Source organism: Streptomyces sp. NPDC050315, assembly GCF_040655775.1.
Lineage (GTDB): Bacteria > Actinomycetota > Actinomycetes > Streptomycetales > Streptomycetaceae > Streptomyces.
Window position 1 is genome coordinate 130,224 of record NZ_JBFAKN010000008.1, and the last position, 24,572, is coordinate 154,795.

At 70.4% G+C, this 24,572-nt stretch carries 20 protein-coding genes and 1 pseudogene; 10 read left to right on the plus strand and 11 right to left on the minus strand.

Annotated features, from left to right (window positions below):
• Positions 1–1,280 (minus strand): annotated as a pseudogene (locus AB0I82_RS27985) (glycosyltransferase family 2 protein); the annotation flags it as partial.
• Positions 1,281–1,777: 497 nt separating this feature from the next.
• Here AB0I82_RS27985 and AB0I82_RS27990 point away from each other — a divergent pair.
• From AB0I82_RS27990 to AB0I82_RS28020, 7 genes are all read left to right on the plus strand, one after another.
• Positions 1,778–2,419, plus strand: coding sequence for a 2OG-Fe dioxygenase family protein (locus AB0I82_RS27990; RefSeq protein ID WP_363260136.1), 642 nt, complete (start codon positions 1,778–1,780; stop codon positions 2,417–2,419).
• Positions 2,416–3,513, plus strand: a complete 1,098-nt coding sequence (locus tag AB0I82_RS27995) for a pyridoxal phosphate-dependent aminotransferase (protein WP_363260137.1) — start codon at positions 2,416–2,418, stop codon at positions 3,511–3,513. The genes AB0I82_RS27990 and AB0I82_RS27995 overlap by 4 nt, the downstream gene beginning before the upstream one ends.
• A gap of 80 nt (positions 3,514–3,593) precedes the next feature.
• Complete coding sequence (locus tag AB0I82_RS28000; protein ID WP_363260138.1) at positions 3,594–4,313, plus strand: AzlC family ABC transporter permease; 720 nt, start codon at positions 3,594–3,596, stop codon at positions 4,311–4,313.
• Positions 4,306–4,629, plus strand: a complete 324-nt coding sequence (locus tag AB0I82_RS28005) for an AzlD domain-containing protein (protein WP_363260139.1) — start codon at positions 4,306–4,308, stop codon at positions 4,627–4,629. Before AB0I82_RS28000 ends, AB0I82_RS28005 begins: the two co-directional genes overlap by 8 nt.
• Before the next feature lie 11 nt (positions 4,630–4,640).
• On the plus strand, positions 4,641–6,170 hold the full coding sequence (locus tag AB0I82_RS28010; RefSeq protein WP_363260140.1) for an FAD/NAD(P)-binding protein: 1,530 nt from the start codon (positions 4,641–4,643) through the stop codon (positions 6,168–6,170).
• A complete protein-coding gene (locus tag AB0I82_RS28015) occupies positions 6,167–7,408 on the plus strand; it encodes an ATP-grasp domain-containing protein (RefSeq protein WP_363260142.1) in 1,242 nt (413 codons plus the stop codon). The genes AB0I82_RS28010 and AB0I82_RS28015 overlap by 4 nt, the downstream gene beginning before the upstream one ends.
• Before the next feature lies 1 nt (position 7,409).
• Positions 7,410–8,366: a hypothetical protein gene (locus AB0I82_RS28020; RefSeq protein WP_363260143.1), complete on the plus strand. Its 957-nt coding sequence runs from the start codon at positions 7,410–7,412 to the stop codon at positions 8,364–8,366.
• A 15-nt stretch (positions 8,367–8,381) separates the two neighbouring features.
• Here the strand turns inward: AB0I82_RS28020 and AB0I82_RS28025 are convergent, their stop codons facing one another.
• Positions 8,382–9,200 (minus strand): LuxR C-terminal-related transcriptional regulator, encoded by an 819-nt coding sequence (locus AB0I82_RS28025; protein ID WP_363260144.1) that lies wholly within the window; start codon positions 9,198–9,200, stop codon positions 8,382–8,384.
• 772 nt (positions 9,201–9,972) lie between these two features.
• Here AB0I82_RS28025 and AB0I82_RS28030 point away from each other — a divergent pair.
• Positions 9,973–11,016 (plus strand): FAD-dependent oxidoreductase, encoded by a 1,044-nt coding sequence (locus tag AB0I82_RS28030; protein ID WP_363260146.1) that lies wholly within the window; start codon positions 9,973–9,975, stop codon positions 11,014–11,016.
• 42 nt (positions 11,017–11,058) lie between these two features.
• Here AB0I82_RS28030 and AB0I82_RS28035 read toward each other — a convergent pair whose 3' ends face one another.
• Complete coding sequence (locus tag AB0I82_RS28035) at positions 11,059–12,396, minus strand: PLP-dependent aminotransferase family protein (RefSeq protein ID WP_363260147.1); 1,338 nt, start codon at positions 12,394–12,396, stop codon at positions 11,059–11,061.
• A gap of 161 nt (positions 12,397–12,557) precedes the next feature.
• Here AB0I82_RS28035 and AB0I82_RS28040 point away from each other — a divergent pair, with 161 nt between their 5' ends.
• Both AB0I82_RS28040 and AB0I82_RS28045 read left to right on the plus strand, forming a co-directional pair.
• Positions 12,558–13,109 carry a hypothetical protein gene (locus tag AB0I82_RS28040; RefSeq protein ID WP_363260148.1) on the plus strand — a complete coding sequence of 184 codons (552 nt, stop codon included), beginning with the start codon at positions 12,558–12,560 and terminating at the stop codon, positions 13,107–13,109.
• Between the two features lie 9 nt (positions 13,110–13,118).
• Positions 13,119–13,766 carry a LysE family translocator gene (locus AB0I82_RS28045; protein ID WP_363260149.1) on the plus strand — a complete coding sequence of 216 codons (648 nt, stop codon included), beginning with the start codon at positions 13,119–13,121 and terminating at the stop codon, positions 13,764–13,766.
• Positions 13,767–13,872: 106 nt separating this feature from the next.
• On the opposite strand, the gene carB is transcribed toward AB0I82_RS28045, so the two are convergent.
• The 8 genes from carB to AB0I82_RS28085 all read right to left on the minus strand — a co-directional run bounded on the left by carB (position 13,873) and on the right by AB0I82_RS28085 (position 24,461).
• Positions 13,873–17,178, minus strand: coding sequence for a carbamoyl-phosphate synthase large subunit (gene carB, locus AB0I82_RS28050; RefSeq protein WP_363260150.1), 3,306 nt, complete (start codon positions 17,176–17,178; stop codon positions 13,873–13,875).
• The gene (gene carA, locus AB0I82_RS28055; RefSeq protein WP_363260151.1) at positions 17,171–18,343 is read right to left on the minus strand and encodes a glutamine-hydrolyzing carbamoyl-phosphate synthase small subunit; all 1,173 of its coding nucleotides are present in this window, start codon (positions 18,341–18,343) and stop codon (positions 17,171–17,173) included. Before carA ends, carB begins: the two co-directional genes overlap by 8 nt.
• Positions 18,325–19,590 (minus strand): biotin carboxylase, encoded by a 1,266-nt coding sequence (locus AB0I82_RS28060; RefSeq protein ID WP_363260152.1) that lies wholly within the window; start codon positions 19,588–19,590, stop codon positions 18,325–18,327. The genes carA and AB0I82_RS28060 overlap by 19 nt, the downstream gene beginning before the upstream one ends.
• Positions 19,587–19,877, minus strand: a complete 291-nt coding sequence (locus AB0I82_RS28065) for a hypothetical protein (RefSeq protein WP_363260153.1) — start codon at positions 19,875–19,877, stop codon at positions 19,587–19,589. Before AB0I82_RS28065 ends, AB0I82_RS28060 begins: the two co-directional genes overlap by 4 nt.
• Positions 19,878–20,033: 156 nt before the next feature.
• Positions 20,034–21,287: an ATP-grasp domain-containing protein gene (locus AB0I82_RS28070; RefSeq protein ID WP_363260154.1), complete on the minus strand. Its 1,254-nt coding sequence runs from the start codon at positions 21,285–21,287 to the stop codon at positions 20,034–20,036.
• A gap of 100 nt (positions 21,288–21,387) precedes the next feature.
• On the minus strand, positions 21,388–22,341 hold the full coding sequence (locus AB0I82_RS28075; protein ID WP_363260155.1) for a TauD/TfdA family dioxygenase: 954 nt from the start codon (positions 22,339–22,341) through the stop codon (positions 21,388–21,390).
• Between the two features lie 53 nt (positions 22,342–22,394).
• Positions 22,395–22,544: a hypothetical protein gene (locus AB0I82_RS28080; RefSeq protein WP_363260156.1), complete on the minus strand. Its 150-nt coding sequence runs from the start codon at positions 22,542–22,544 to the stop codon at positions 22,395–22,397.
• A 78-nt stretch (positions 22,545–22,622) separates the two neighbouring features.
• Positions 22,623–24,461 carry a carbamoyltransferase gene (locus tag AB0I82_RS28085; protein WP_363260157.1) on the minus strand — a complete coding sequence of 613 codons (1,839 nt, stop codon included), beginning with the start codon at positions 24,459–24,461 and terminating at the stop codon, positions 22,623–22,625.
• Between the last annotated feature and the right edge of the window lie 111 nt (positions 24,462–24,572).

Genomic DNA, 24,572 nt, shown 5'->3' on the forward strand with positions numbered 1-24,572 from the left:
TCATCTCCCCGTTAGTGACAACCAGTTGGCATGATCATAACCAGAGATTTGGTTGGCGAGCATTGCGGTCGACCGCGGTGACCTGCGGTTTGTCATACTCCCGTGGCATTCGGCCCGCGATGGAACTCCACCCCACTCGGCGCCGTGTTCGCCGAGTGCGGGCGGCTCGACAAGACCATTGGCCTCACCGACGAGACCCCGCGGGAGCTGCCGTGCTGTTGTGATGCAGGAGTTGATGAGGACTATGTACATCAGCTGCCGGTAGACGAGCTGCTGGAGGGGGAGCATTACCAGGTAGCGGTAGCGGTAGCGGTAGCGGTAGCGGTAGCGCTCACGGTCGAGGCGGAAGGCGTAGGCGGCGCACAGGAGTTGGAAGAGGAGCAGCAGGCACCAGATCGCCAGTGACTTCCAGGGGGAGAGGAAGAACATCCCGTAGAGGGTGAAGAGATCGATGACCGGCGAGAGCAGGGGGTGCCGACGTGGAAGATTCCCACGAGCGGCATGCCGACCCTGCCGAAGCGGCCCGAGGGTCCACGCTCGACGACCGAGCGGCGGTGCTTGCACAGGGCCTGCATGGTGCCGTAACTCCAGCGATAACGCTGCCGCCACAACAGGCGGAAACTGCCCGGCGCCTCGGTCCAGGCGACGGCGTGCTCCTGATAGACGACACGCCAGCCCGCGCGGTGCATGGCGATGGTGATGTCGGTGTCCTCGGCGAGGGTTTCCCCGCTTATGCCGCCCACCTCCTCCAGCGCCCGGCGACGGAAGGCGCCGACCGCGCCGGGGACGGTCGGTATGCAGTCCAGCGCGTCGTACATCCGGCGGTCGAGGTTGAAGCTCATTACGTACTCGATGTGCTGCCAGGCGCCGATGAGTGACCTGCGGTTGCCGACCTTGGCGTTGCCCGAGACCGCGCCGATGCGCGGGTTGGCGAAGGGCTGGACGAGTTCGGCGACGGTGGACGGCTCGAAGACGGTGTCACCGTCCATCATCACGATGATGTCGTGGCGAGCGTGGCGGATTCCGTTGTTGAGAGCCGCGGACTTGCCGGCGTTCCGCTGTCGCAGGACGCGGACATTCGGGAACCCGAGGGCCTCGGCGATGTCCACTGTGCCATCGGTGGACCCGTCGTCGATCACGATGACTTCGATGGGATGAGTACTGACGACCAGCGAGCGCACGGTATGGGCGATGCACTCCTTCTCGTTGTACGCGGGCACCAGGACCGACACCGGTTCGGTGACCAACGGCCCCCAGGAGAACTCCCTCCGGGCGCGCTTGGGACAGAGGTCACGATCAGCCTCTCCCTAGGACTGGCCCACTCGGACCCCGTGCCGTTACGGGCGGTAGGTCCTGCGGGCCGCTCTGTGAGCGACCGGCTCCGGGAGTCGTACTGGACCGGCCGCGACCGCGGCGTCAACTAGCCGCTGCTGCACGTGCGTTCCGCGCCGGCGTCCCGCCATCTCGGAATGCTCCATAAGGCCGCCATGTCATGTTTTGTCACCCCTTCCGGTCTCATTAAATGGACGCTGGCAATTTCGTGCTTTTCTACGAGCAGGGGGAGAAGGATTCGGACGCGTGGCTTGGAATGGCTTCTCGGGTAGGGGTGATTCACCCGCAGGTGTCCTATTTTTCCGTTGAACCTGAAATTAACAAACAATGTGGGCCGGTTGGCCTCGGGGGGTCGCCCGGTGCCCCTTGTGAACTGCTTCACATCTGAAGATGATCTTGCCCTGTTAGCCTTCCGGGGCACGTAACGAAACACTGGGGGATAACAGTGCGTTATCGGCTGTGCGCTGCGCAGGGGTACATCACCGAACCCTTTATGCGCAGCTATGGAGACCTGCCTGCCGACGAGCATCTGCGTGACGGCCATCATTTCCGTTACCGCGCGTTCGGAAAGGCTCGCGTCAAGGGCGAGATGCTGCTGTGGGAAGAGGACACCTCCTTCTTTCAGAGCGACGCGATCAATGAGTACGCGGGCGGCCTGGACCGGCGGTTCGCGCCGCTGGGCGACCCGGCCAAGGAGTTTGCCGAGGGGCTCGTGAACGCCCCCGCCACCCGCGAGCTGGCCGCCGCCGAGGAGTTCGAGATCGGGTGCCACCAGATCCGCATCACGGCGGCGGACGACCGGCCGGGATTCCCGGCCCCGGAAGGGTTTCACCAGGACGGGTACGACCTGATAGCCGTGACCTGTGTGGCGGCCGAGAACGTGAGCGGCGGAATTTCCCTGGTACGGGAAAAGGACGAGGCCGGCGACATCGTTCTGGAGCGGGTGATGGCCCCCGGTGAAGTCCTTTTCCTGGCGGACCGGGAAGTCAAGCACTACGTCAGCCCCATCACGCCGAAAATCCCGGGTGCACCCGCCTATCGCGACGTAGCCGTCATTACCTTTTCCCTCGGAGGGCAGGCCCAGTGAGCATCGCGCCGTACACCATTCAGGACTGGCTCTTCAGCCGCGCACAGGGCCGGTTCGACCTGGACCTCGCGGAGAGCGGCGTCCAGTTCCAGCTGCTGCGGGACGTACCGCTGGAGCCCGACTGGGAGATGGACTACAGCCTCGACCGCGGGACGCATGAACTGCGCGCCCGGATCGGGGCGTTGTACGACGACACGCAGACCCCCGGCGCCCCCGTACAGGAGGACCGGCGCGATGTCGTCGTGACGCACGGCGCCCAGGAAGCCCTGTACCTGCTCTACCGGTCCGTCCTGCGGCCCGGGGACCACGTGATCACCACCGCCCCCGGCTGGCAGCAGGCCTGGGAGGTGCCTGCCCACATCGGATGCGAGGTCACGGTCCTCGACTGGCGTCCCGGCGCTGCCTTCGACGCCGCGGCCCTGGAGCGCGCCATGCGCCCCGAGACCCGGATGCTCATCCTCAACAGCCCGTGCAATCCGTCGGGACGGCTGCTGACCCAGGCCGACTGGGACGCCGTACTCGAAGTGGCGCGCGCCCACGACCTGCTGGTGGTGAACGACGAGGAGTACCTCCTCGACTTCGCCGAGTCCGTCACGCACCGCCACGAGCGCTCGGTCTCCGTCTCCGGACTGTCCAAGGTCTACGGACTGCCGGCGCTGCGCGTGGGCTGGGCCAAGGGGCCCGCGGACATCATCGAGCAGATGGTCAACTACAAGCGGTACACCACGGTCTCCAACTCCCTGGTGTGGGAACGGGCCGCGGCCCGCGTCCTCGCCGACCGGGAGCCGCACCTGAAGCGCTACCACACGCTCGTGGAAGGCGGCCGCGCACGGCTGGAGGCGTTCGCCGCGGAGCACGCGGACACCCTCGAACTGGTACGGCCGGAGAACACGCCGTTCGCCTGGCTGCACCTCAACACCGCTGTCTCCTCGCAGCAGTTCGCCGAGGAGCTGCTGGAGAAGCGGCGCACGCTCGTCATGCCGGCCGAGGTCTTCGGATCCGAGCGCGGGCTGCGCATCAGCTACGCCCGCCCGGCCGACGTGCTCGACGAGGGGCTGCGGCGCCTCTCGGCACAGCTGGCCGAATCCGCGTGAGGCAGCGGGCGGCGCGCCGGAGAGCGCGCCGCCCGCACCGCGCAACGTACGAGCAATTCGACGCAAGGGATGGACGACGCGTGCTGGACGAACGCGTGACAGCCGGGACGGCCCGCGCCTCCTTCCGGGAGGACCTGGCCGTCGCGGCGAAGCTGACCGTGCCCGTGGCGATGGGCTACCTGCCGCTCGGGGCCGCTTTCGGCATTCTGCTCGTCAGCCAGGGACTTCCCTGGTTCTGGGCGCCGACGACCGCGCTGGTCGTCTTCGCCGGGTCACTGGAGTTCCTCGCCGTATCGATGGTGACCTCGGGCCTCGGCCTGGCGGCCATCGCCATGACCACATTCCTGGTGAACTTCCGGCACGTCTTCTACGGGCTGTCGTTCCCGCTCCACCTGCTGACGGGCCGACTGCAGCGCGCTTACGGCGTCTTCGCCCTCACCGACGAGACGTACTCGCTGCTCGCCGCCAACCCCGACCAGGAGCTCAACGGGCGCCGCATCACCCTCATCCAGCTCCTCAGCCACGGCTATTGGGTGACGGGCAGCCTCGCCGGTGCCCTGGCCTCGTCGGCGCTGCCGGAGGACATCGACGGCATCGAGTTCGCGCTCACCGCGCTGTTCGTCGTCCTGGCCTGGGACCACGGCCGCAAGAAGGCGAATCTCCGGCCCGTCCTGTACGGCCTGGCGGCTTCGCTGGCGGCCGGAGTCGTGGGCGGCGACCAGTTCCTCACGGTGGCCGTCATCGCCTTCCTTCTCCTGCTGGTTGCCGACTACACACTGTCGAGGTCCAAGCGTGCCTGAACCGTCCTACGTCGTAGCGGCCATCGCCATCATGAGCGCGGTGACCCTCGCGCTCCGCGCGGCGCCCTTCGTGGTCTTCCGCAACGCGACGGGCTCGCCGCTGCTGCAGTACCTGCGCAGCGCTCTCCCGCCGGGGATCATGGTCATTCTCGTGGCGTACAGCGTGCAATCGGTCGATTTCACCAGCCCGCCCTACGGAGTCCCCGCACTGGCCGGCATCGCGGTCTGCGGCGCCGTCTACCACTGGCGCAAGAGCCCGCTGCTCGCCATCGTCCTGGGCACCGCCACCAACATGGGCCTCGTGCACGTGCTGTGAGGAGACCACCGATGAAGAGCATCGTCATCATCGGCGGCGGTGCCACGGCCGTGTGCGCCTTCCGCGCCGTCACCGAGGCCGAGGACATCGCCGCCGTCCGCTTCGTCGCCCCCGGACCCATCGGCATCGCCGGTGCGTTCGGCTCGGGTGACCTGCGTGCCCTGTGCAACACCTCCGTGGACGTCACCTCGCTGTCCCCGGACGGGGAATCGGGGCTGCTGAACTACCTCGCCGCGCGCGGCTGGCCGGTCCACCGCGACGACTTCGTACCCCGCTTCCTGGTCACCCAGTACCTCAGGGAGAGCTTCCAGCGGCTGCGGGACGACTGCGTGCGCCGCGGCACGCGCGTCTCCCACGTACGAGGACATGCCCTTCGTGTCACCGGACTGCCGGGGGACTACCGGGTCCACCTCGCGGACGGCCGGGTACTGCCCGCGACGGACGTCCTCGTCTGCGTGAACGGAACCACGACGGCGCACCCCGAGTACCTCGTCGGGCACCACCCGGCCGACCGGCTGTTCACCACGCCCTACCCCCTCGGCGCGCTGCGCCGCATACCGGCCGGGGCCCGCGTACTGGTGGCGGGCACCAAGCTGTCGGCCATCGACGCCGCCCTCGCGCTGTGCCGCCGCGGCGTGCACACGGTCATGACCTCGCCCTCGGGAGAACTGCCCGCCGTCCGCACCCGGTTGCGCCGGCACCGCGGGACCGGTCTCGCGGCCGAGTTCCGGAGCCTGCTGGCGGCCGGCGCCGGTCCGCAGGAGCTGCTGTGGCCGGTGGCGCGCCGCATCCGCCGCCGGCCGGGCGGCGACCGGCACCCGGCGGCTGCCGTGCGGCCCGCCGCCGTCGACGCCGCAGCCGCCCACCCGCGCCTGCTGCGGGACACGGAGCTGGCCGAGGCCGGACCGCTGCCCTGGCAGGACACCGTCGCCGAAGTGATCGACGCGCTCAACGCCGTACTGTCCGAACAGCCCGTCGCGGTACGGAAACGGGTGATGGCCGCGCACCGCCGTACGGTCACGCGCTTCATCTCCGCCATACCGGTCACGAACGCCCGGAAGCTGCTGCGCCACCTGGACGAGGGTCTCCTGGCCGTCGCCGACGAGCAGCCGTACCGGGCCGTCCCCGACCCGGCGGGCGACGGCTGGACCGTCACCTGGCCCGACGGGCGACAGGAACGTTACGACTGGATCGTCTGCGCCACGGGATTCCGGCCGCCCGCCCTGACGGTGGGCCCCGACGAGAGCCTGTACATCGGAGCGCCCGCCGAAGCCCCCGGCCACCGGGCCGCCGAGGTGGGGCCCGACCTGCGCATCTCCCGCGGCGTTGAGGCACAGCCCGGCACGCCCGAGCGGATCTGGGCCCTCGGCGCGACGGCCGGCGCCCGCTTCCCGATCGTCAACTACCTGCGGGCATCCGCCCAGCACGCCGGCCTCGTCGCCACGGCCCTGGCCGATGAACCCCTTCCTTCCGGCGTCCGAGCGGACGCCGCCCCCACTCTCGTACCGGCGACCTCCGCCGCCCGAAAGGACGCACTGTGATTGCCCTGGTGAACCCCGTCTCCACCGGCGCCGAACTGGCCGCCGCCTTCGGGGAGGAAGGAGGCAGCTGCGTCCACGTCTACAGCGCCGACCAGCGCGCCGCCCACGAGGCCGACCCCCACCCCTTCCGGCTCCTGCTCGACGGGCCGGCCGCCGTGGAACAGGCGGCGGAGCAGCTGGCCCGGCTGGGCGTCGACACCGTCATGGCGGCCAGCGAGTACGGGGTCACCCTCGCCGACGAGCTCGCCGAACGGCTCGGGACGCCGCACCATGACCCCGCGCGGCGCGCCGCCAGGCGGGACAAGTACCTCATGATCCAGGCCCTGAAGGCGGCCGGTCTGCCGCACGCCCGCACCGTGACCGTCACCTCGGAGCCCGAACTCGACAAGATCCTCGCCGACTGGGACGACTACCCCCTGGTCGTCAAGCCGCTCGACAGCGCGGGCAGCGACGGCTGCACCCTCTGCCCCGACCGGGAGACCGCCCGCGCGGCCTTCCGCCACGTCACGGGCGCGACCAACCTCATGGGCAGCACCAACCACGAGGTCGTCGTCCAGCAGTGCCTCAACGGCGTCCAGTACATCGTCAACACCGTCAGCATGGGCGGCCGGCACCTGCTGACCGAGCTCTACGCCGAGCGCATCGACCGCGTCGACAACGCACCGATGCTGCGCCACATCATCTCGCGCGGCTCCCTGTCCGACCCGGAACGGGAACTCGTGGACTACGTGCTCGGCTGCCTCGACGCGCTGGGCATCCGCGAGGGCGCCGCCCACACCGAAGTCATGCTGACGCCGGAAGGCCCCCGCCTGGTCGAGGTCAACTCGCGGGTCATGGGCCCGTCGCTCGCACCGGACCCCTACCACGCCGCGTTCGGCTACAGCCACCAGCACCTCACCGCGGAACGCGTGCTGCGCCCCGACGACTTCCAGCGGCGCTTCGACCTGCCGTACGCCCCGGCCCGTACGGTGGCCAAGGTACTGCTGCGGCCGCACGCCGACGGCGTCCTGGAGGCGCTCGACGGGCTGCGCGTGCTGCGCCGCATGCCCGGCTTCCACAGCATCGCCCGGCTGCCGGTGATCGGCGAGCCCGTGCGCGACCGCTACCTGACGACCGGCGCCTGCGGCATCGCCTACCTCGTCCACGAGGACGCGCAGCTGCTCGAAAGCGTGCTGGAGACGCTGCACGAGATCGAGGACAGCGGCGACTTCTTCCGGCTGCGTCCCGCAGGGGACTGAGATGTCCGCGCTGCTGATCCTGCTGTCCGTACTGCTGCAGGCCGGGTGCTTCGGCTATCTGTCGGGACGGCTCACGCCGAGCGGCAGCCTGCTGCTGTCCGGAGTCGGTTTCGCCATGGCGGCGGCCTTCTTCTCCTGCCTGCTGCTGGTCCGGCGGTGGCGCGGCGCGGCCTCCCGGGCCGCGCCGCGACCGGAACGCCGCCGGGTACGGCAGCTCCTGCTGGTGGTCAATCTCCTCACGGCCGTCACCTTCCTGAGTTTCTACGTCGCCCTCGCGTGGATTCCGGCGACGCTCGCCAGCGGCATCGAGACGGCCCTCGGCCCGCTGGCGCTGGCCGCGCTGCAGTTGCTTCCCGGCGGCTTCGGGGCACGGCCCACCCGCCGTACGTGGCTGCATGCCGCCGGGCTCGCCCTTGTGGGCGGCGTGCTCGCCTGGCGGCTGACGGATCTGGACCAGGTGCACTGGCCCGTTCTTGCGGGCGTTGTGCTCGCAGTGGTCGCCGGTGCCGGAGCCTCGGGGCTGGCGTTGGCGTCGAAAGCGCTCGGCCGCCTCGGCGTGGACCCCGTCACCGTCACCGCGCACCGCTTCCACCTGACCTACCTGGGTGCGGGAGTGCTGTACCTCCTTCAGGCGGCGACCCCGGAGGAGAGCGGTGTCCCGGTCGGTCTGCTGCCCCTGATCGGGGCCACCGCGGTGACGGCACCGCTGTTCGTGCTCCAAGTGGGCCTGCAGCGCGCCGATCCGAGGATCGCCATGACGATCCTGACGACGCTGCCCGGCGTCACCTACCTCTCGGAAGCGGCGTGGGGCGGGCCGCTCGACCTCGTGGGCCTCGGGCTCACCGTGCTCCTGGTCGTACTGGCAGCGGTCTCGGCGGTACCGGTGCGGCGCGCGCCGGCGGAACGGAGGTACGTGCGGGGGAGCCGGCCGGCCGATCGTGCCGGCTCCGCACCGTGAGTGGGGGATCGGGCGTCAGTGGATCAGGGCGTCCTCGCGTTCGAGCAGGCGGCGTTGGGAGATGAGGTAGCCGAGTTCGGCCCGGCTGCGGCTGCCCAGGGCTTCCGAGACCTTCTTGATGTGCGCGGAGACCGTACGGGAACTCACGCCCAGGCGGGCCGCGACCGATTCGTCGGTGTGGCCGGTGACGACCATGCGGAGCATGGTCCTGCGTACCGAGTCGGCCAGCAGGTCGGGCGCATGCTGGTCCATCTCGGAGGAGATCGGCTGGGCGCGTTCCCACATGTGGTCGAAGATCTTGATGAGGAACGCGATGGCGCCCGGGTGGCGGATCGCCAGCGCGGAGGTGCTCCGGTCGGGGATGCCGGGGATGAAGGCGAGGGTGCGGTCGCAGACGATGACCCGCTCGAAGATCTCGTCCAGCGTGCGGACCTGGGCGCCCTCGGCCGACACCCGCTCGATGTAGGCGAGCGTGGGGCGGTGCCAGCGCACGCTGTGCTGGTACAGCGTGCGCTGGCGGACGCCGCGCTGCAGGAGCGCGAGGTCGCGGGGGAGGGCCTCGGCGAGCAGGTCCGGTGACCGGCCGCCGCCGGGCTGGGCCGTGAGTAACTCCTCCTTGCAGCCGTCGACGGCGAGCCGCAGGGACTGGCTGATCACTTCCGCGCCGTTGAGGGACTCGATGGGTACGCCGCTGTCCTCCTGCGCGTGGCGGTACAGGCTCTCCGCCGCGAGAAAGGACGCGCGCAGCGCCGACAGCTCCTTCTGCCGGCGCTCGATGTCACGCTCCACCGACCGGGCGAGCTCCGCCTCGGCGATGCCCGGCGGTACCGGCACGAAGGACTCCTCGGTACCCCCCGGCACCGGGCGCAGCAGCCCGTACGAACGGACACAGTCGGGGACTTCCCCCGAGACGGCGCCGTCGTTCAGGGCCTCGCGGTATCGCTCCAGTCCTTGATTGCAGAAGAGAACACCTTGAATTGATGTATCTATGCCCGTTTCTTGGCACATATGCTCCCCCTTCATGTTGCCGCGTTGCGCGATCACGATGCCCATCGGACTCGCCTCCCCACCGGCGTGCGGCCAAGATTGACGCGGCGCCAAGCAAAGCGGCCGAACGGACAGTCACCCTGCTTTTCAGTTGTGGTTCCAGGTCACGACTGAACATTGCCGTGCGCGTGGCGAGATATTGCTCGATGTGGAACTACTCACACTGCCGAGGGATCGATATGCCCCAGAGAGTCAAGTTTCTCCAGTTCCTGAGTGTGGTCGGCGCCGGAATGTCGGCGCGGGTGGCGAGGGCCGAAGCCGGCCTCGGCGGGATCGAGGACTCGGCCTGGGGGTGACGTTCCGTAAGGGCGCCCGCAATTGGAGGTCCGGCCATTCTGCGGGCGCCCCCGGATAGTTTTCCCTTTCTTTACGGGCGACCGGTTTCCCGGCAATGGGGTCAGCGCTGTGCCCTTCGGGCCGCACGCGGTTCACCATGAACAGGCAAAGAAACTGTGCACTTGCACTGGTCAGTGCATTTGCACTTTCTCCTGCACGTGCATCGGCACGGTCCTGACCGGATGCCTGACAAGCCCGACAGCGGAGCGCGGAGGAATGCGGAATGTCCAGTGAGCGGTACGACGTCGTGGTGACGGGCGGGGGCCCGGGCGGTTCGGCGGTGGCGGCCGCGGTGGCCCGCGCGGGTCACCGGGTACTGCTGCTGGAGCGGGAGACGCTGCCGCACCCGCGGATCAGCGGCTCACTGCCGCCCGGCACCGTGCGCGAGCTCTGCGGACAGCTGGGCGTCGCCGACGAGCTGGCCCGCGAGCTCGGGCAGGCGGGCGCCGTCCCGCCCCCGGAATCGATGGGACCCGCCGCGTACGACCACTACATGGAGCGAGCCGCCTTCGACTGGCTCCTCCTGGACGCCCTCCGCAAGCACGGCGTCGACGTACGCGAGAACTGTGCCGCGGTCAACGTCATGACCGAGAACGAGCGGGTGACCGGACTGCGTTACCGGACGGCCGAGGGACGCGGGCACACCGTCCTGGCCCGCTACGTCGTCGACGCCTCGGGCGCGGGCAGCCGCCTGCGCCGCCACCTCGGCGGCACCCGCTCCTGCGCCGGGCGCGCCCCCGACCTGGCCGTGCACGCTTGCTTCGAGGGTGGCGGGCCGTTGCCCGCCGCGCCCCTCATCGCCGGCAGCGCCCGGTTCTGGCACGTACCGCTCGGCGACGGGCTCACCTGCGTCGGCGCCGTGGTCGGCCGCGAACTGGCGGACCGGGTGCACCGGGACCCGGAGCGCGCGCTGCTCGGCCTCGCCGAGGACTGTCCGCCGGTCCGGGAGTTCCTGGCAGCGGCGACCCGGGTGCGTACCGGCCCCTACGGGCAGGTCCAGGTGCGGGCGGACTGGTCGTATGCCGACAGCCGGTTCTGGAAACCCGGCATGGTGCTCGTCGGCGACGCCGCCTGCGCCGCCGATCCGCCCCTCGCGTCCGGAGTGGAACTGGCCTGCCACGGCGGCCTGCTGGCGGCCCGCGCCCTCAACGACTGCCTGGACCACGGCACGAGGGAGGAGGCGGCCTTCGCCGAGTTCGAACGGCGGTACCGCGAGGCGTACTTCTCCCGTACGTCCCGCGCGGTGGGCGCCGCGAGCGCCGCGTGAAAGGCGACGGCCCCGGACGTGCCGGGGCCAACGAAGCCGAAATCAGGCCGTGACGAGATCGTCCGGCGCGGAGCGGGCCAGATCGGCCAGCGTGGCCAGCGCCTGGGACAGCACCTCGGGCCGCGGCGAGGCGAGGCCGAGCCGGATCGCGTTGGGGGCGTGGTTGCTGCCGACGGCGAACGCGGCGGCCGGCGCCACGCCGATGCCATGGCGCGCGGCGGCGGCGACGAAGGTATCGGCGCGCCACGGCCGGGGCAGCTCCCACCAGCAGTGGTACGAGCGCGGGTCGCTGCGGACCGCGAAGCCGTCCAGGTACCGGGCCGCGATCTCCTGGCGTACGGCGGCTTCCCGCTGCTTGGCCTGGACGAGCGTCTTCACGGTGCCGTCCTGCTGCCAGCGGGTGGCCGCCTCCAGGGCGAAGCGCGTGGGGGACCAGCCCCCGGAACGCAGCGAGGTGGCGATGGTGCCGACCAGGTGGCCGGGCGCCGTCACGAAGCCCAGGGTCAGCCCCGGGGCGATGCGCTTGGACAGGCTGTCGACGAGGACGGTCAGCTCGGGGGCGAGGGCCGCGAGCGGCGGGAGCTCGTCACGGAGGAAAGCCCAGATGCCGTCCTCGACCGCGGGGATCTCCAGCCGCCGCAGCACCTCGGCCAGTTGCGCCACCCGCTCCTCGGGCATGGTGAGCGACAGTGGGTTGTGCAGCGTCGGCTGTACGTAGACGGCGTGCAGCGGGCCGGCGCGGTGGGCCTCCGCCACGGCCTCCGGGATCAGTCCGTGCTCGTCCATGGCCAGCGGGACCAGGGTGATGTTGAGGCGCGTGGCGATGCCCTTGATCACCGGGTACGTCAGTTGCTCGACGCCGAGCCGGGCGCCCGGGGGTACCAGGGCGGTGATGACGGCCGAGATGGCCTGCCGCCCGTTCCCCGCGAACAGCACGTGTGCCGGGTCGGGGCGCCAGCCCCCGCGGGCGAGCAGATCGGCGGCGGACTCCCGTACGGCCGGGACGCCCGCGGCGCCGATCGGCCGCAGGGCGTACTCCAGTACGTCGGGCCGGAGCATCCCGCCGAGGCCCTCGGCCAGCAGCGCGGCCTGCTCGGGCACCACCGGGTAGTTGAGCTCCAGGTCGACGCGGCTCAGCGCGGGTTCGGTGAGCGCCGGGGCGGCGGCGCGGGGGACCGCGCGGACGAACGTGCCGCGGCCCACTTCGCCCACCGTGAGGCCGCGCCGGGCCAGCTCCTGATAGACGCGCGCCGCGGTGGAGTTGGCGATGCCGTGCTGCTGCGCGAACTGACGCTGCGGGGGCAGCCGGTCGCCCGGCCGGAGGACGCCCGCCGCGATCTCCGCGGCCACGGCGTCGGCGACGCTCTGGTAGTCCTGCATGGCTCTCCCCTCACTCGCGCCCTTCCCATGACCGGGCCATCCAACCACAGAATTGCACCGAGTGCAATATGAAATATTGCCTCGAAGTGCGCCGAGCAATATGCTCAGCGCATTGCTTCTGCCGGTCCCTGAGAGGAGTTCGGTGCGCGGTGCATGCCACCATGCGATCCCCGTTGACCCCGGCCCGCCTGCCGCTGCCGGACTGCGCCCGGTGCGGGCACGTATCGCGCCTGGTCGGTCAGGACAAAGTCGCCGAACTGCTAAGGGAGTACGCGGCAGAGTGGCAGCGCCTCCTGATTGACCCGGAGCTCGGCGAGCGATCCGTGGGCGTGCCGGCGTGGTCGCCGCTGGAGCACGGCTGTCACGTACGGGACATGTGTCTGCTCTTCCATGTACGTCTCGATGCAATGCTCGGCACAGCCTCGGAGCAATCGAGTGCATCGAGTGCATTGAACGCACCGGACGCCGCCCGGCGGTACCGCGACGAGGCGCCGCGGCAGGTGGCCGAGGAGCTGGGCCGGGCCGCCGAGGCCCTGGCCCGCCGCCTGGCCGCGCTCACCGCCGAGCAGTGGGACCGCGACGACCCGAGGCTGGCCGATCCGCGGCTCACCGTCGACTTCTTCACCCGCCATCTCCTGCACGACATCGCGCACGACCTCGCCGAGGTGCTGCGCGGCCCGGAGCGGCAACAGCGCACACAGAACGAACAATGAGGGGTATTCATGATTGAAATGAGCGGGATTCTCGGCGTCGTCGTGGTGTCCCTTGGAATGGTGCTCACACCGGGCCCGAACATGGTCTATCTCGTGTCCCGCAGCATCACGCAGGGCCGGCGGGCCGGCATCACCTCGCTCGGCGGGGTCGCCCTGGGATTCATGGTCTACCTGCTGGCCGCGAACCTGGGCCTGTCGGTCGTCTTCATCGCCGTGCCCGAGCTGTACTTCGCGGTGAAGCTGGCCGGCGCCGCGTATCTCGCCTACCTCGCGTGGAACGCCCTCAAGCCCGGCGGCCTCTCGGTCTTCGACCCGCAGGACGTGCCGCACGACTCGCCGCGCAAGCTGTTCATGATGGGCCTGATGACGAATCTGCTCAACCCGAAGATCGCCATCATGTACCTCTCCCTCATCCCGCAGTTCATCGACCTGAAGGAGGGCCATGTGCTGCTTCAGGGCCTGCTGCTCGGCTCGATACAGATCGTGGTCAGCGTCGCCGTCAACCTGACCATCGTGCTGGCGGCCGGGGCCATCGCCGCCTTCCTCGCCCGCCGCGCCGCCTGGCTCAAGGTGCAGCGCTACATGATGGGTACGGTGCTCGGCGCCCTCGCCGTGTCGCTGGCGATCGACACCTCGACGCCGACGGTCACCAACTGACCCACGGCATAAGGCATAAGGCATAAGGCAGACGGCAGACGGCAGACGAAAAGCGGGCCGGTCGCATCGCGCGACCGGCCCGCTCCTCTTGTACTTGTACGAACCCTCAGCGGTACGCGGCGAGCCGTTCGGTGTGTTCCTGGAGGGACCTGACGCCCACCTCGCCGCGGGAGACGGCCTCGATGCCCTGGACGGCGGCGGCGAGGGCCTGGACCGTGGTCAGGCAGGGCACGGAGCGGGCCACCGCCGCGGTGCGGATGTCGTAGCCGTCCAGGCGGCCACCCGTGCCGTACGGAGTGTTGACGATCAGGTCGACCTGGCCGTCGTGAATGAGCTGGACGATGGTCTTCTCACCGTTCGGACCCTCGCCCTCGGACTGCTTGCGCACCACCGTGGCGTTGATGCCGTTGCGCTTGAGGACCTCGGCGGTGCCGGAGGTGGCCAGCAGCTCGAAGCCGTGCTGGACCAGCTCCCGGGCCGGGAAGATCATCGCGCGCTTGTCCCGGTTGGCCACCGACACGAACGCGCGGCCCTTGGTGGGCAGCGCGCCGTAGGCGCCGGCCTGCGACTTGGCGTAGGCGGTGCCGAAGACCGAGTCGATGCCCATGACCTCGCCGGTGGAGCGCATCTCCGGGCCGAGCACGGTGTCCACGCCGCGGCCCTGCATGTCGCGGAACCGCGACCAGGGCATCACGGCCTCCTTGACCGAGATCGGCGCGTCCATCGGCAGCGTGCCGCCGTCACCGGTCTTGGGCAGCATGCCCTCGGCGCGCAGCTCGGCGATGGTGGCGCCCAGCGAGATGCGGGCCGCGGCCTTGGCCAGCGGGACGGCGGTGGCCTTGGAGGTGAAGGGCACGGTGCGCGAGGCGCGCGGGTTGGCCTCCAGCACGTAGAGGATGTCCCCGGCCATCGCGAACTGGATGTTGATCAGGCCGCGGACGCCGACGCCCTTGGCGATGGCTTCGGTGGAGGCGCGCAGCCGCTTGATGTCGAAGCCGCCCAGGGTGATGGGGGGCAGCGCGCAGGCGGAGTCGCCGGAGTGGATGCCGGCCTCCTCGATGTGCTCCATGACGCCGCCGAGGTAGAGCTCGGAGCCGTCGTAGAGCGCATCGACATCGATCTCGATCGCGTCGTCGAGAAAGCGGTCGATCAGCACCGGCTGAGAGGGACTGATCTCGGTGGATTCGGCAATGTACGCCGAGAGCCGCGCCTCGTCGTAGACGATCTCCATGCCGCGCCCGCCGAGTACATAGGAGGGGCGTACGAGGACCGGGTAGCCGATCTCGTCGGCGATGGCCTTGGCCTCGGCGAAGGCCGTCGCGGTGCCGTGCTTGGGCGCGGGCAGCCCGACTTCGGCAAGCACGCGGCCGAAGGCGCCGCGCTCCTCGGCGAGGTCGATGGCCTCGGGCGAGGTGCCGACGATCGGCACGCCGTTGTCCTTCAGCGCCTGCGCCAGCCCCAGCGGGGTCTGGCCGCCGAGCTGCACGATGACGCCCGCGACCGGGCCCGCGGCCTGCTCGGCGTGCACGATCTCCAGCACGTCTTCGAGCGTGAGCGGCTCGAAGTACAGGCGGTCGGAGGTGTCGTAGTCGGTGGAGACGGTCTCCGGGTTGCAGTTGACCATCACGGTCTCGTAGCCCGCGTCGCTGAGCGCGAAGGAGGCGTGGACGCAGGAGTAGTCGAACTCGATGCCCTGACCGATCCGGTTCGGACCCGACCCCAGGATGATCACCGCGGGCTTCTCGCGCGGCGCGACCTCGGTCTCCTCGTCGTAGGAGGAGTAGAAGTACGGCGTCTTCGCCGCGAACTCCGCGGCGCAGGTGTCGACCGTCTTGTAGACCGGGCGGACGCCCAGCGCGTGCCGGACCTCGCGGACGACGTCCTCGCGCAGCTCACGGATCTCCGCGATCTGGGCGTCGGAGAAACCGTGCCGCTTGGCCTCGGCGAGCAGCTCCGCGGTCAACTCCGGGGCCGTGGCCAGCTCGTCGGCGATCTCCTTGATCAGGAAGAGCTGGTCGACGAACCACGGGTCGATCTTCGTGTACGAGAAGACCTCCTCCGCCGTCGCGCCGGCGCGGATCGCCGCCATGACGGTGTTGATCCGCCCGTCGGTCGGGCGGGCCGAAAGTTCCAGAAGCTCCTGCTTGTCACCGACCGGCCCGGTGAAGGAGAACTGCGAGCCCTTCTTCTCGGTCGAGCGCAGCGCCTTCTGCATCGCCTCGGTGAAGTTCCGGCCGATGGCCATCGCCTCACCCACCGACTTCATCGTGGTCGTCAGCGTGGCGTCGGCCGCCGGGAACTTCTCGAAGGCGAAGCGCGGCACCTTGACCACGACATAGTCGAGCGTGGGCTCGAAGGACGCCGGAGTCTTCTCGGTGATGTCGTTCGGGATCTCATCGAGGGTGTAGCCGACGGCCAGCCGGGCGGCGATCTTGGCGATCGGGAAGCCGGTCGCCTTCGAGGCCAGCGCCGAGGAACGGGAGACACGCGGATTCATCTCGATGACGATCACCCGGCCGTCCACCGGGTTGACCGCGAACTGAATGTTGCAGCCGCCGGTGTCCACCCCGACCTCGCGGATGATCGCGATGCCGACATCCCGCAGGATCTGGTACTCCCGGTCGGTCAGCGTCATCGCCGGCGCGACGGTGATCGAGTCACCGGTGTGCACGCCCATCGGGTCGAAGTTCTCGATGGAGCACACGACCACGACGTTGTCGTTCTTGTCGCGCATCAGCTCCAGCTCGTACTCCTTCCAACCGAGAATGGACTCCTCCAGGAGCACCTCGGTGGTCGGCGAGAGCGTCAGCCCCTGCCCGGCGATGCGGCGCAGTTCTTCTTCGTTGTGCGCGAAGCCGGAGCCCGCGCCGCCCATGGTGAAGGAGGGACGGACGACAACGGGGTAGCCGCCCAGCTCCTCGACGCCCTTCATGACGTCGTCCATCGAGTGGCAGATGTAGGAGCGCGCGGACTCGCCGTGGCCGATCTTCTTACGGACCTCCTCCACGACCTCCTTGAACAGGTCGCGGTCCTCGCCCTTGTTGATCGCCTCCACGTTGGCGCCGATCAGCTCGACACCGTATTTGTCCAGGATGCCGACCTGGTGCAGCGCGATCGCCGTGTTCAGGGCCGTCTGGCCGCCGAGGGTCGGCAGCAGTGCATCCGGGCGCTCCTTCGCGATGATCTTCTCGACGAACTCGGGGGTGATCGGCTCCACGTAGGTGGCGTCGGCGATCTCCGGGTCGGTCATGATCGTCGCCGGGTTGGAGTTCACCAGGATGACCCGCAGACCCTCGGACTTGAGGACGCGGCACGCCTGGGTACCGGAGTAGTCGAACTCGGCGGCCTGGCCGATGACGATCGGGCCGGAGCCGATGACCAGGACGGACTGGATATCGGTGCGTCTAGGCACGCCGGCCCTCCATGAGCTCTGCAAAACGGTCGAAGAGATACGCGGCGTCGTGCGGGCCCGCGGCCGCTTCGGGGTGGTACTGGACGCTGAAAGCCGGCCGGTCGAGCAGTTGCAGCCCCTCGACGACGTTGTCGTTGAGGCAGACGTGGGTGACCTCGGCGCGGCCGAAGGGGGTGCTGAAGGTGCCGTTGAGCGGGGCGTCCACGGCGAAACCGTGGTTGTGCGCCGTCACCTCGACCTTGCCGGTCGTGCGGTCCTGCACCGGCTGGTTGATGCCGCGGTGGCCGTACTTCAGCTTGAAGGTGCCGAAGCCGAGCGCGCGGCCCAGGATCTGGTTGCCGAAGCAGATGCCGAAGAGCGGGGTCTGCCGCTCCAGTACGGCCTGCATCAGGGAGACCGGGTGGTCGGCGGTGGCCGGGTCACCCGGACCGTTGGAGAAGAACACACCGTCCGGCTTGACCGCGTAGATGTCCTCGACGGTCGCCGTGGCGGGCAGCACGTGCACCTCGATGCCACGCTCGGCCATCCGGTGCGGCGTCATCCCCTTGATGCCCAGGTCGATCGCGGCGACGGTGAACCTCGCGGTACCGATCGGGACGGCTCCGCCGTCGGGGCCGATCGCCGGAACGACGTACGCCTCTTCGGTGGCGACCTCGGCGCACAGGTCCGCGCCCTTCATCTGCGGCTGTGCCCGTACCTGCGCGAGCAGCGCCGCCTCGTCCGCGATCGCGTGCCCGCTGAAGACGCCGACGCGCATCGCGCCGCGTTCGCGCAGGTGGCGGGTGAGGGCGCGGGTGTCGATGCCGCTGATGCCCACCACGCCCTGCCGTGTGAGTTCGTCGTCCAGGGTGCGGACGGAGCGCCAGTTGGAGGGGACGCGTGCCGGATCGCGTACGACGTAGCCGGAGACCCAGATGCGTCCGGACTCCGGGTCCTCGTCGTTGATGCCCGTGTTGCCGATGTGCGGGGCGGTCATCACCACGACCTGGCGGTGGTAGGAGGGGTCGGTCAGGGTCTCCTGGTAACCGGTCATGCCGGTCGTGAACACTGCCTCGCCGAAGGTCTCGCCGACCGCCCCGTAGGCACGCCCGTGGAAGACCCGGCCGTCCTCCAGGACGAGTACGGCCGGCCCGTTGCGTCGCCCGGTCACCGGTCCAGCCCGCATACCACGCGGCCTCCTCCGGCGGCTGCCGGCGTCTCGGGGGCGCAGTCGAGGCGGAACCGCGCCGCGGTGCCGACGACGGCCTTCTCGACCTCTCCGCTGGTGTCGCCGCGGAACCGAAAGCGGGCGCCGACGTGCTCGTAGCCGCCCACGCGCGGGATCACCTGGCCGACTTCGGGGATCACCGCCGCGTACGGTCCCTCCCCGGCGCTCGACGGTGCGGGCAGGTCCCAGGCGGTGACCCGGCAGGGCGCCGGGACCGGGGACGGCACCAGCAGCCAGCCGCCGACGTGCCGTCGGGGCGGGGCAGGGAGGTCGGGGACCCGGCCGAGCTGGATGTCGATGGCGGCCCGCATCAGGTCGATGCCGTGCACCTCCCGCCAGACGAACGGGATCTCGGCGCCGCCGACCCGGTAGCCCGCCTCCAGGAACCGGAGCGCGGGCCGGCCGTCGGCGGCGGTGCCGACGAACGCCTCCATGTGGAAGACCCAGGGCTCCGAGCTGAGCGCGCCCGCGACCCGGGCGGTGAACTGCTCCAGGGCGGCGAGGAGTTCGGGGTCGTCGACCTCTACGGAGCCGAGCGCGTTGCCCTGCGTGAAGCCGACGCAGGAGTTGACGTACCGCGAGGCCCGCCACGGGCCGAGGCTGTCGCCGGTCCACAGGCCGTCGATGTGGAAGATCTCGTCGGGGCAGTACGCCTGTACCAGCCGGGGCTCCGGGGGCAACGCGCCCAGCGCCGGCAGATCGGCGGGGGAGTCGATCCGTACCACGCCCCGGCTGGCCGTGCCCCGGCGCGGCTTGACCACCACGGGCAGGCCGTGCCGGTCGGCGAAGCGGCGTACGGCGTTCTCGTCGGGGGCGTCGGCGAAGTCCGGTGCGGGGACACCGGCCGCGGCGACGATCCGGTTCATCGTCAACTTGTCGCGGAACCGGGCGAGTTCGTCCGGGGTCTGGCCGGGGCAGCCGAGCCGGTCGCGGATCTCGGCCGCGGTGTCCAGGTCGCCTTCGTTCAGCGCCACCACGCGCTCGGGCGCGCCGAACCGGGACCGCAGCGCGGCCACCGCGCGCCAGACCGCGGCGGTGTTGTCGGTGGCGTGCACCACCTCGGCCGCCGCCGCGCCCGCCGGCACGGAGTCCAGGGCGAGCCGGGTGGTGATGTAGCTGACCCGGTGGGTGCGGTGGTCGAGGTAGTCCTCGTAGTGGGCGTGGCGGTCGCGCCAGCGGTGGATGACGACGATGTGCCCGCTCATGCCCGCTCCGCCCCGGGGGCCGAGAGGTCCCGTACGCGGCCCACCGCGACGGTCGCCGAGACCACCGCGGCGCGGGCCGAGCCGAGGGCGTCGCGGCAGGCGTCGATGCTGCCCTCGGGCAGCTGGGCCACGACCTCGGTGGCGCAGTCGATCAGGTGGAGCGCGGCCCGCGCGAGCGGCTGCTCGGCGGTGTACTGCTCCTCGACGAGCCGGCGGACGGTGTGCAGCTGGAAGACGGGGTCCTGGGTGCGGCTCCCCGCCGGGACGGCGGAAGCGATCGTGTTCACGGGTGGTTCCATCCCAAGGGTCGGTGGCGGCCGGGCGGCCGGACGGCCCGGGCGGGGGAGCCCAGGCCGTCGTGCGCCCCGAAGTGGTCCCCGGCCGCCCGGTGCGGCGGGCCGGGGGAGGGGGTCCGGCAGGGCCGGACCGGTGCGCACTGTCCGTCAGTGCGTCTCGAAGCGGATGCGGGCGTTGACGGCCTCGCACTTGGCGACGGCGTCGTCGGCGTCGCGCCCGGACGCGATGGCGTACCCGGACACGCAGTCGGCGACGGTCAGCAGGGGCGGCACGGTCTCCCCGGCGCTCTTGCCGATCACGGCGGCCACCTCGGTGTCCCGGAACTCGTCCAGGTAGGGCAGGAACACGTACGGCACCTCGCCCGCGGGGAGCCGGCGCACCTCGTCGGCGGCGTCCTCGGCCACCTCGACGGCCTTGACCGTGCCCGGCTCGGGGGTGAAGAACCGGACCGCGGCGCCGCCCAGCGGCTCGGGCGAGACCGCCGGGAGCTCGTCGATGCCGAGCACCACGGTGAGGAACATCCGGTTCAGATCCAGCCCGAAGGCGCGGCGGACCAGCTCCGGGGCGCCGCTGCCGGCCAGCCGGGCGTGCGACTCCAGGACCCGCGGGCCCTTGGGGGTGAGGACGAACTCGCTGTGCGAGGGCCCCTCGGTGAGGCCCACGGCGTCCAGCAGCTTGGGTGTGAGCTCGCGGAGCTCGGCGAGCCAGGGCCGGGCGTGCCGGCTGGGGGTGCTGACCTCCCACTCGACGTACCGGTCGTTCATCCGGTACTCGGAGTACCCGATGGGCAGGTGACGGCCCTGGTACGAGAAGGAGTCCACGCTCACCACGGGACCGTCCAGGTACTCCTCGGCGATGACCGAGGAGATGCCCGCTTCCTGGAGTGCCTGCCAGGCCCGCTCGGCTTCCTGCGGGCTGTCCACGGTGTGGATGTGCAGGCTCGCCACGCCGTCCACGGGCTTGACGACGATCCGGGAGCCGACCTCCGCCCGGAAGGCCGCGATCTCGTCGGCGCTGTGCACCATCCGGTACTGGACGGGGCTCAGACCGTGCTTGTCGAGCAGCTCGCGGGTGAGCGCCTTGTCCTTGAGGGCGCGGGCGGTGGCCTCGCTGACGCCGGGCAGGCCCAGCGCGTCCACGACGAAGCCGGTGGACTCGGCCGCCGGCTCGGTGGTGGTGAGCACGCGGTCGAACGGGCGCTCCTCGTGCAGCGGCTTCAGTACGTCCAGCACGGCCTGGCCGTCGGCGATGGTCGTGTGTACGATCCGCTCGCAGTGCTCGGCGATGGCCGGGTCGTAGGCGCCCTCCTCGTGGACGAGGACGACGTCGATGCCGAGCTCCTTGGCTCCGGCGATCGGTGCCGGCCGGCCGCCGACGACGGCCACGCGGTACTTGCTCATGGTGTTCCCTTCGGTGAGACGCGCGGTGAATCGCGTAGAGGGGTGATCGCGTACGGGAGCGAGATCCCGTAGGGAGTGGTTGGCCGGCGCGGCGGCCGGCTCAGGCCGCGTAGCAGCGGCGCAGCCAGCGGGCCGTGGCGTCGGGGCCGGGGGTGAAGGCCTTGCGCCGGTGCAGCACCCGGTGGTTGTCGAAGATGACGAAGTCGCCGGTTTCCAGGACCAGTTCGGCCGCTGGGGTGTCGGTGAGCGCGGCGCACCAGTGGTCCAGCGCCTGCCGGGCTTCCGTTGTGACACCGGAGGTCGTGCCCCGGTCGTAGCGGGCCCGGAAGCGGCCCTGGGGATCGGTCTCCAGGATGGCTGCCTGGCCCAGCGGCGCGGTGTTCTCCGCGTCGTTGGAGTCGGGCGCACCGACCTCGAACTCGGGGAGCAGCAGCCGGTTGCGGGTCTCCTCGTCGAGCCGGATGACGACGTCGTCGAGCGCGGCGATCTCGGTGGGGACCTTCTCCTCGTTGCGCACGGTGTAGAAGGTCAGATACGGCGGGGTGTACAGCCGGGGGTCGGAGCCGGGCCGCCCGAACGGCTGGTGCGGGTTGTCCGAGTGCCAGAAGAACTCCGAGTCGGCGCCCCACGAGCTGGTCGTGCCGCAGGCCGCCGGGTTGGGCACCACGTTGCGGATCAGCCGGCCGTCGTTCTCGTAGCTGACCGCGAACGGGGTGCAGCCGAGGAGCCGTACGAGGCCCAGGTGGACGGCGTTGATGACGGCGAGCTCGGCCTCGTCGCCGAAGCCGCTCACCGGGGTGGCGGGGAACTTCTGATCCGGCAGGTTGGACAGGACGAGCGCGTGCGAGGCCGCCGCGGTGAACACCTGGATGCCTCTCAGGACGTCACCGGGGAGATGGCGGCGCAGCGCGTACGCGCCGATGCCCGCGAGTATGGCGTCATCGAGATCCGAGTCGAGCCGGGTCTCCGAGACGCGTTCCGAGATCTCCTTGCCCAACAGTTCCCGGACGCTGTCGTCGATGTAATACCGGGCGAGTTGGAGCAAGCTGGTCATCGATGTCTCCGATCAGTCGGTCGCACTCCGTTGCGCGCCGCTGGGTCGTGTCCCTAGCGGGTGGGGGACGAAGCGGAAGGAATCCAGTAGGTCGGCGCGCCGCGGTCCCACCGGCGGGCCAGGGGGTCCTTGACCACGCGGCTCAGCAGACCGAGGGGCGTCACGATCAGGCAGTAGGCGAGCAGGAGCAGGACAGTACGCATGGCAGGGTCCGTTCTCCCGGTGGACGCGGACGGGCGCCCGGGGAATCGAGAAGACAGGGGGAGAGAGGCGGTTCGGGGTCAGTCGAGCGGGATCTCGGCACGCCAGTCGCGCTCCTCCGACCAGGCCGGCTGGGCGCTCTTCTCCAGCAGGAAGTTGCCGAGCGCGAGCATGTCGATGTTGGTGCGCATGAAGCAGGTGTAGGCGTCGTGCGGGGAGTTCACGATGGGCTCACCGCGCACGTTGAACGAGGTGTTGACCAGGACCGGGCAGCCGGTGCGCGCCTTGAAGGCGGTCAGCAGCCGGTGGTAGGCCGGGTTGCTGTGCTCGCTGACGGTCTGCACGCGCGCCGAATGGTCGACGTGGGTGACCGCGGGGATGGTCGACCGGTGCACCTTCAGCTGGTCCAGGCCGGAGAGGCCGTCGTCCCGGGTCTCCAGCCGCTGGGCCGCCGCGACCTGGGAGACCACGAGCATGTACGGGCTCTCCTGCGGCAGGTCGAAGTACTCCTTGGCGTCCGGGGCCAGTACCGCGGGCGCGAAGGGCCGGAACGACTCGCGGAACTTGATCTTGAGGTTCATGGCCGACTGCATGTCGGGATTGCGCGGGTCGCCGATGATGGACCGGGCGCCCAGGGCACGCGGCCCGAACTCCATGCGGCCCTGGAACCAGCCGGCGATCTTCCCCTCGGCCAGCCCGTCGGCCACCGCCTTGGCCAGCGTGTCCTCGTCCAGCCGCTGGTGCGGGATGCCGTGGGACTCCAGGTAGGCGGCGATCTCCTCGTCGTCGTACCCGGGGCCCAGCAGCGAGCCGCTCATCGCGTCCCGGCCGGTACGCGGGTGGTCGCGCCGCACCCCGCGTTCCATGGCCACGGCCTGGGCCGCGCCGAGCGCGCCGCCCGCGTCGCCGGCCGCCGGCTGGATCCACACCTCGTCGAAGATGCCGGCATCGATGATCTTGCCGTTGGCGACGCAGTTGAGGGCGACGCCGCCGGCCAGGCACAGATGGGACTCCCCGGTGCGCTCACGCGCGAACCGGGCCAGCTCCAGCACCACTTCCTCGGTGACCGCCTGCACGGACGCGGCGAGGTCGAACTCCCGCTCTGTGAGCGGGCTTTCCGGGGTCCGTCGGGGCCCGCCGAAGAGCTTCTCGAAGGCCCGCCCGGTCATCACCTGGCCGCGCAGATACTCGAAGTACCGCATGTCCAGGCGGAAGGAACCGTCGGGCTTGATGTCGATGAGCTGCTCACGGATGAGATTCGCGTACCGCGGCTTGCCGTACGGCGCGAGGCCCATCAGCTTGTACTCGCCGGAGTCGACCTTGAAGCCGCAGAAGTAGGTGAACGCCGAGTACAGGAGGCCCAGCGAGTGCGGGAAGCGCAGCTCCGCCACGGGGCGCACCTCGGTGCCGCGGCCGTGCCACAGAGTGGTGGTGGCCCATTCGCCGACGCCGTCGATGCACAGGACGGCCGCGGACTCGTACGGGCTCGGGAAGAACGCCGACACGGCGTGCGACTCGTGGTGCCGGCGCACGGACAGCTCGGGCACCCGGCCCCGGCCCAGCGCGGCGAGCTCGGTGCGCACCCGGTCCGCGGTACGCAGCTTGCCGCCGCGGCCGAGCCAGGCGGGCAGGGTGTCGCGGAAGGAGGCGAAGCCGGTGGGGGCGGCGCCGGCGAAGGTGGACAGCACCCGCCGGAACTTCAGCCGGGGGTCTTCGTAGTAGGCGACCGCGGCGACGTCGTCCAGGCTCGCGCCCGCCTCGTCCAGGCAGTACTTGACCGCGGAGGAGGGGAAGGCAGGGTCGTGCCGACGCCTGCTGAAGCGTTCCTCCTGGGCCGCGGCGACGGGCACGCCGTCGGCGATCAGCGCTGCCGCGCTGTCGTGGTAGTAGGCCGACACTCCGAGAATCAGGTCAGACACCGGTGTGTTCCTCCGGGGTCGGGGCCACAGGGTGGTGCGGCCGGGTGAGGGGCGTGTCTGTGTGCGTGGTCATGTGTGTGTCCGTGGTGTGGTGTGCCGGGGTGCGGGAGG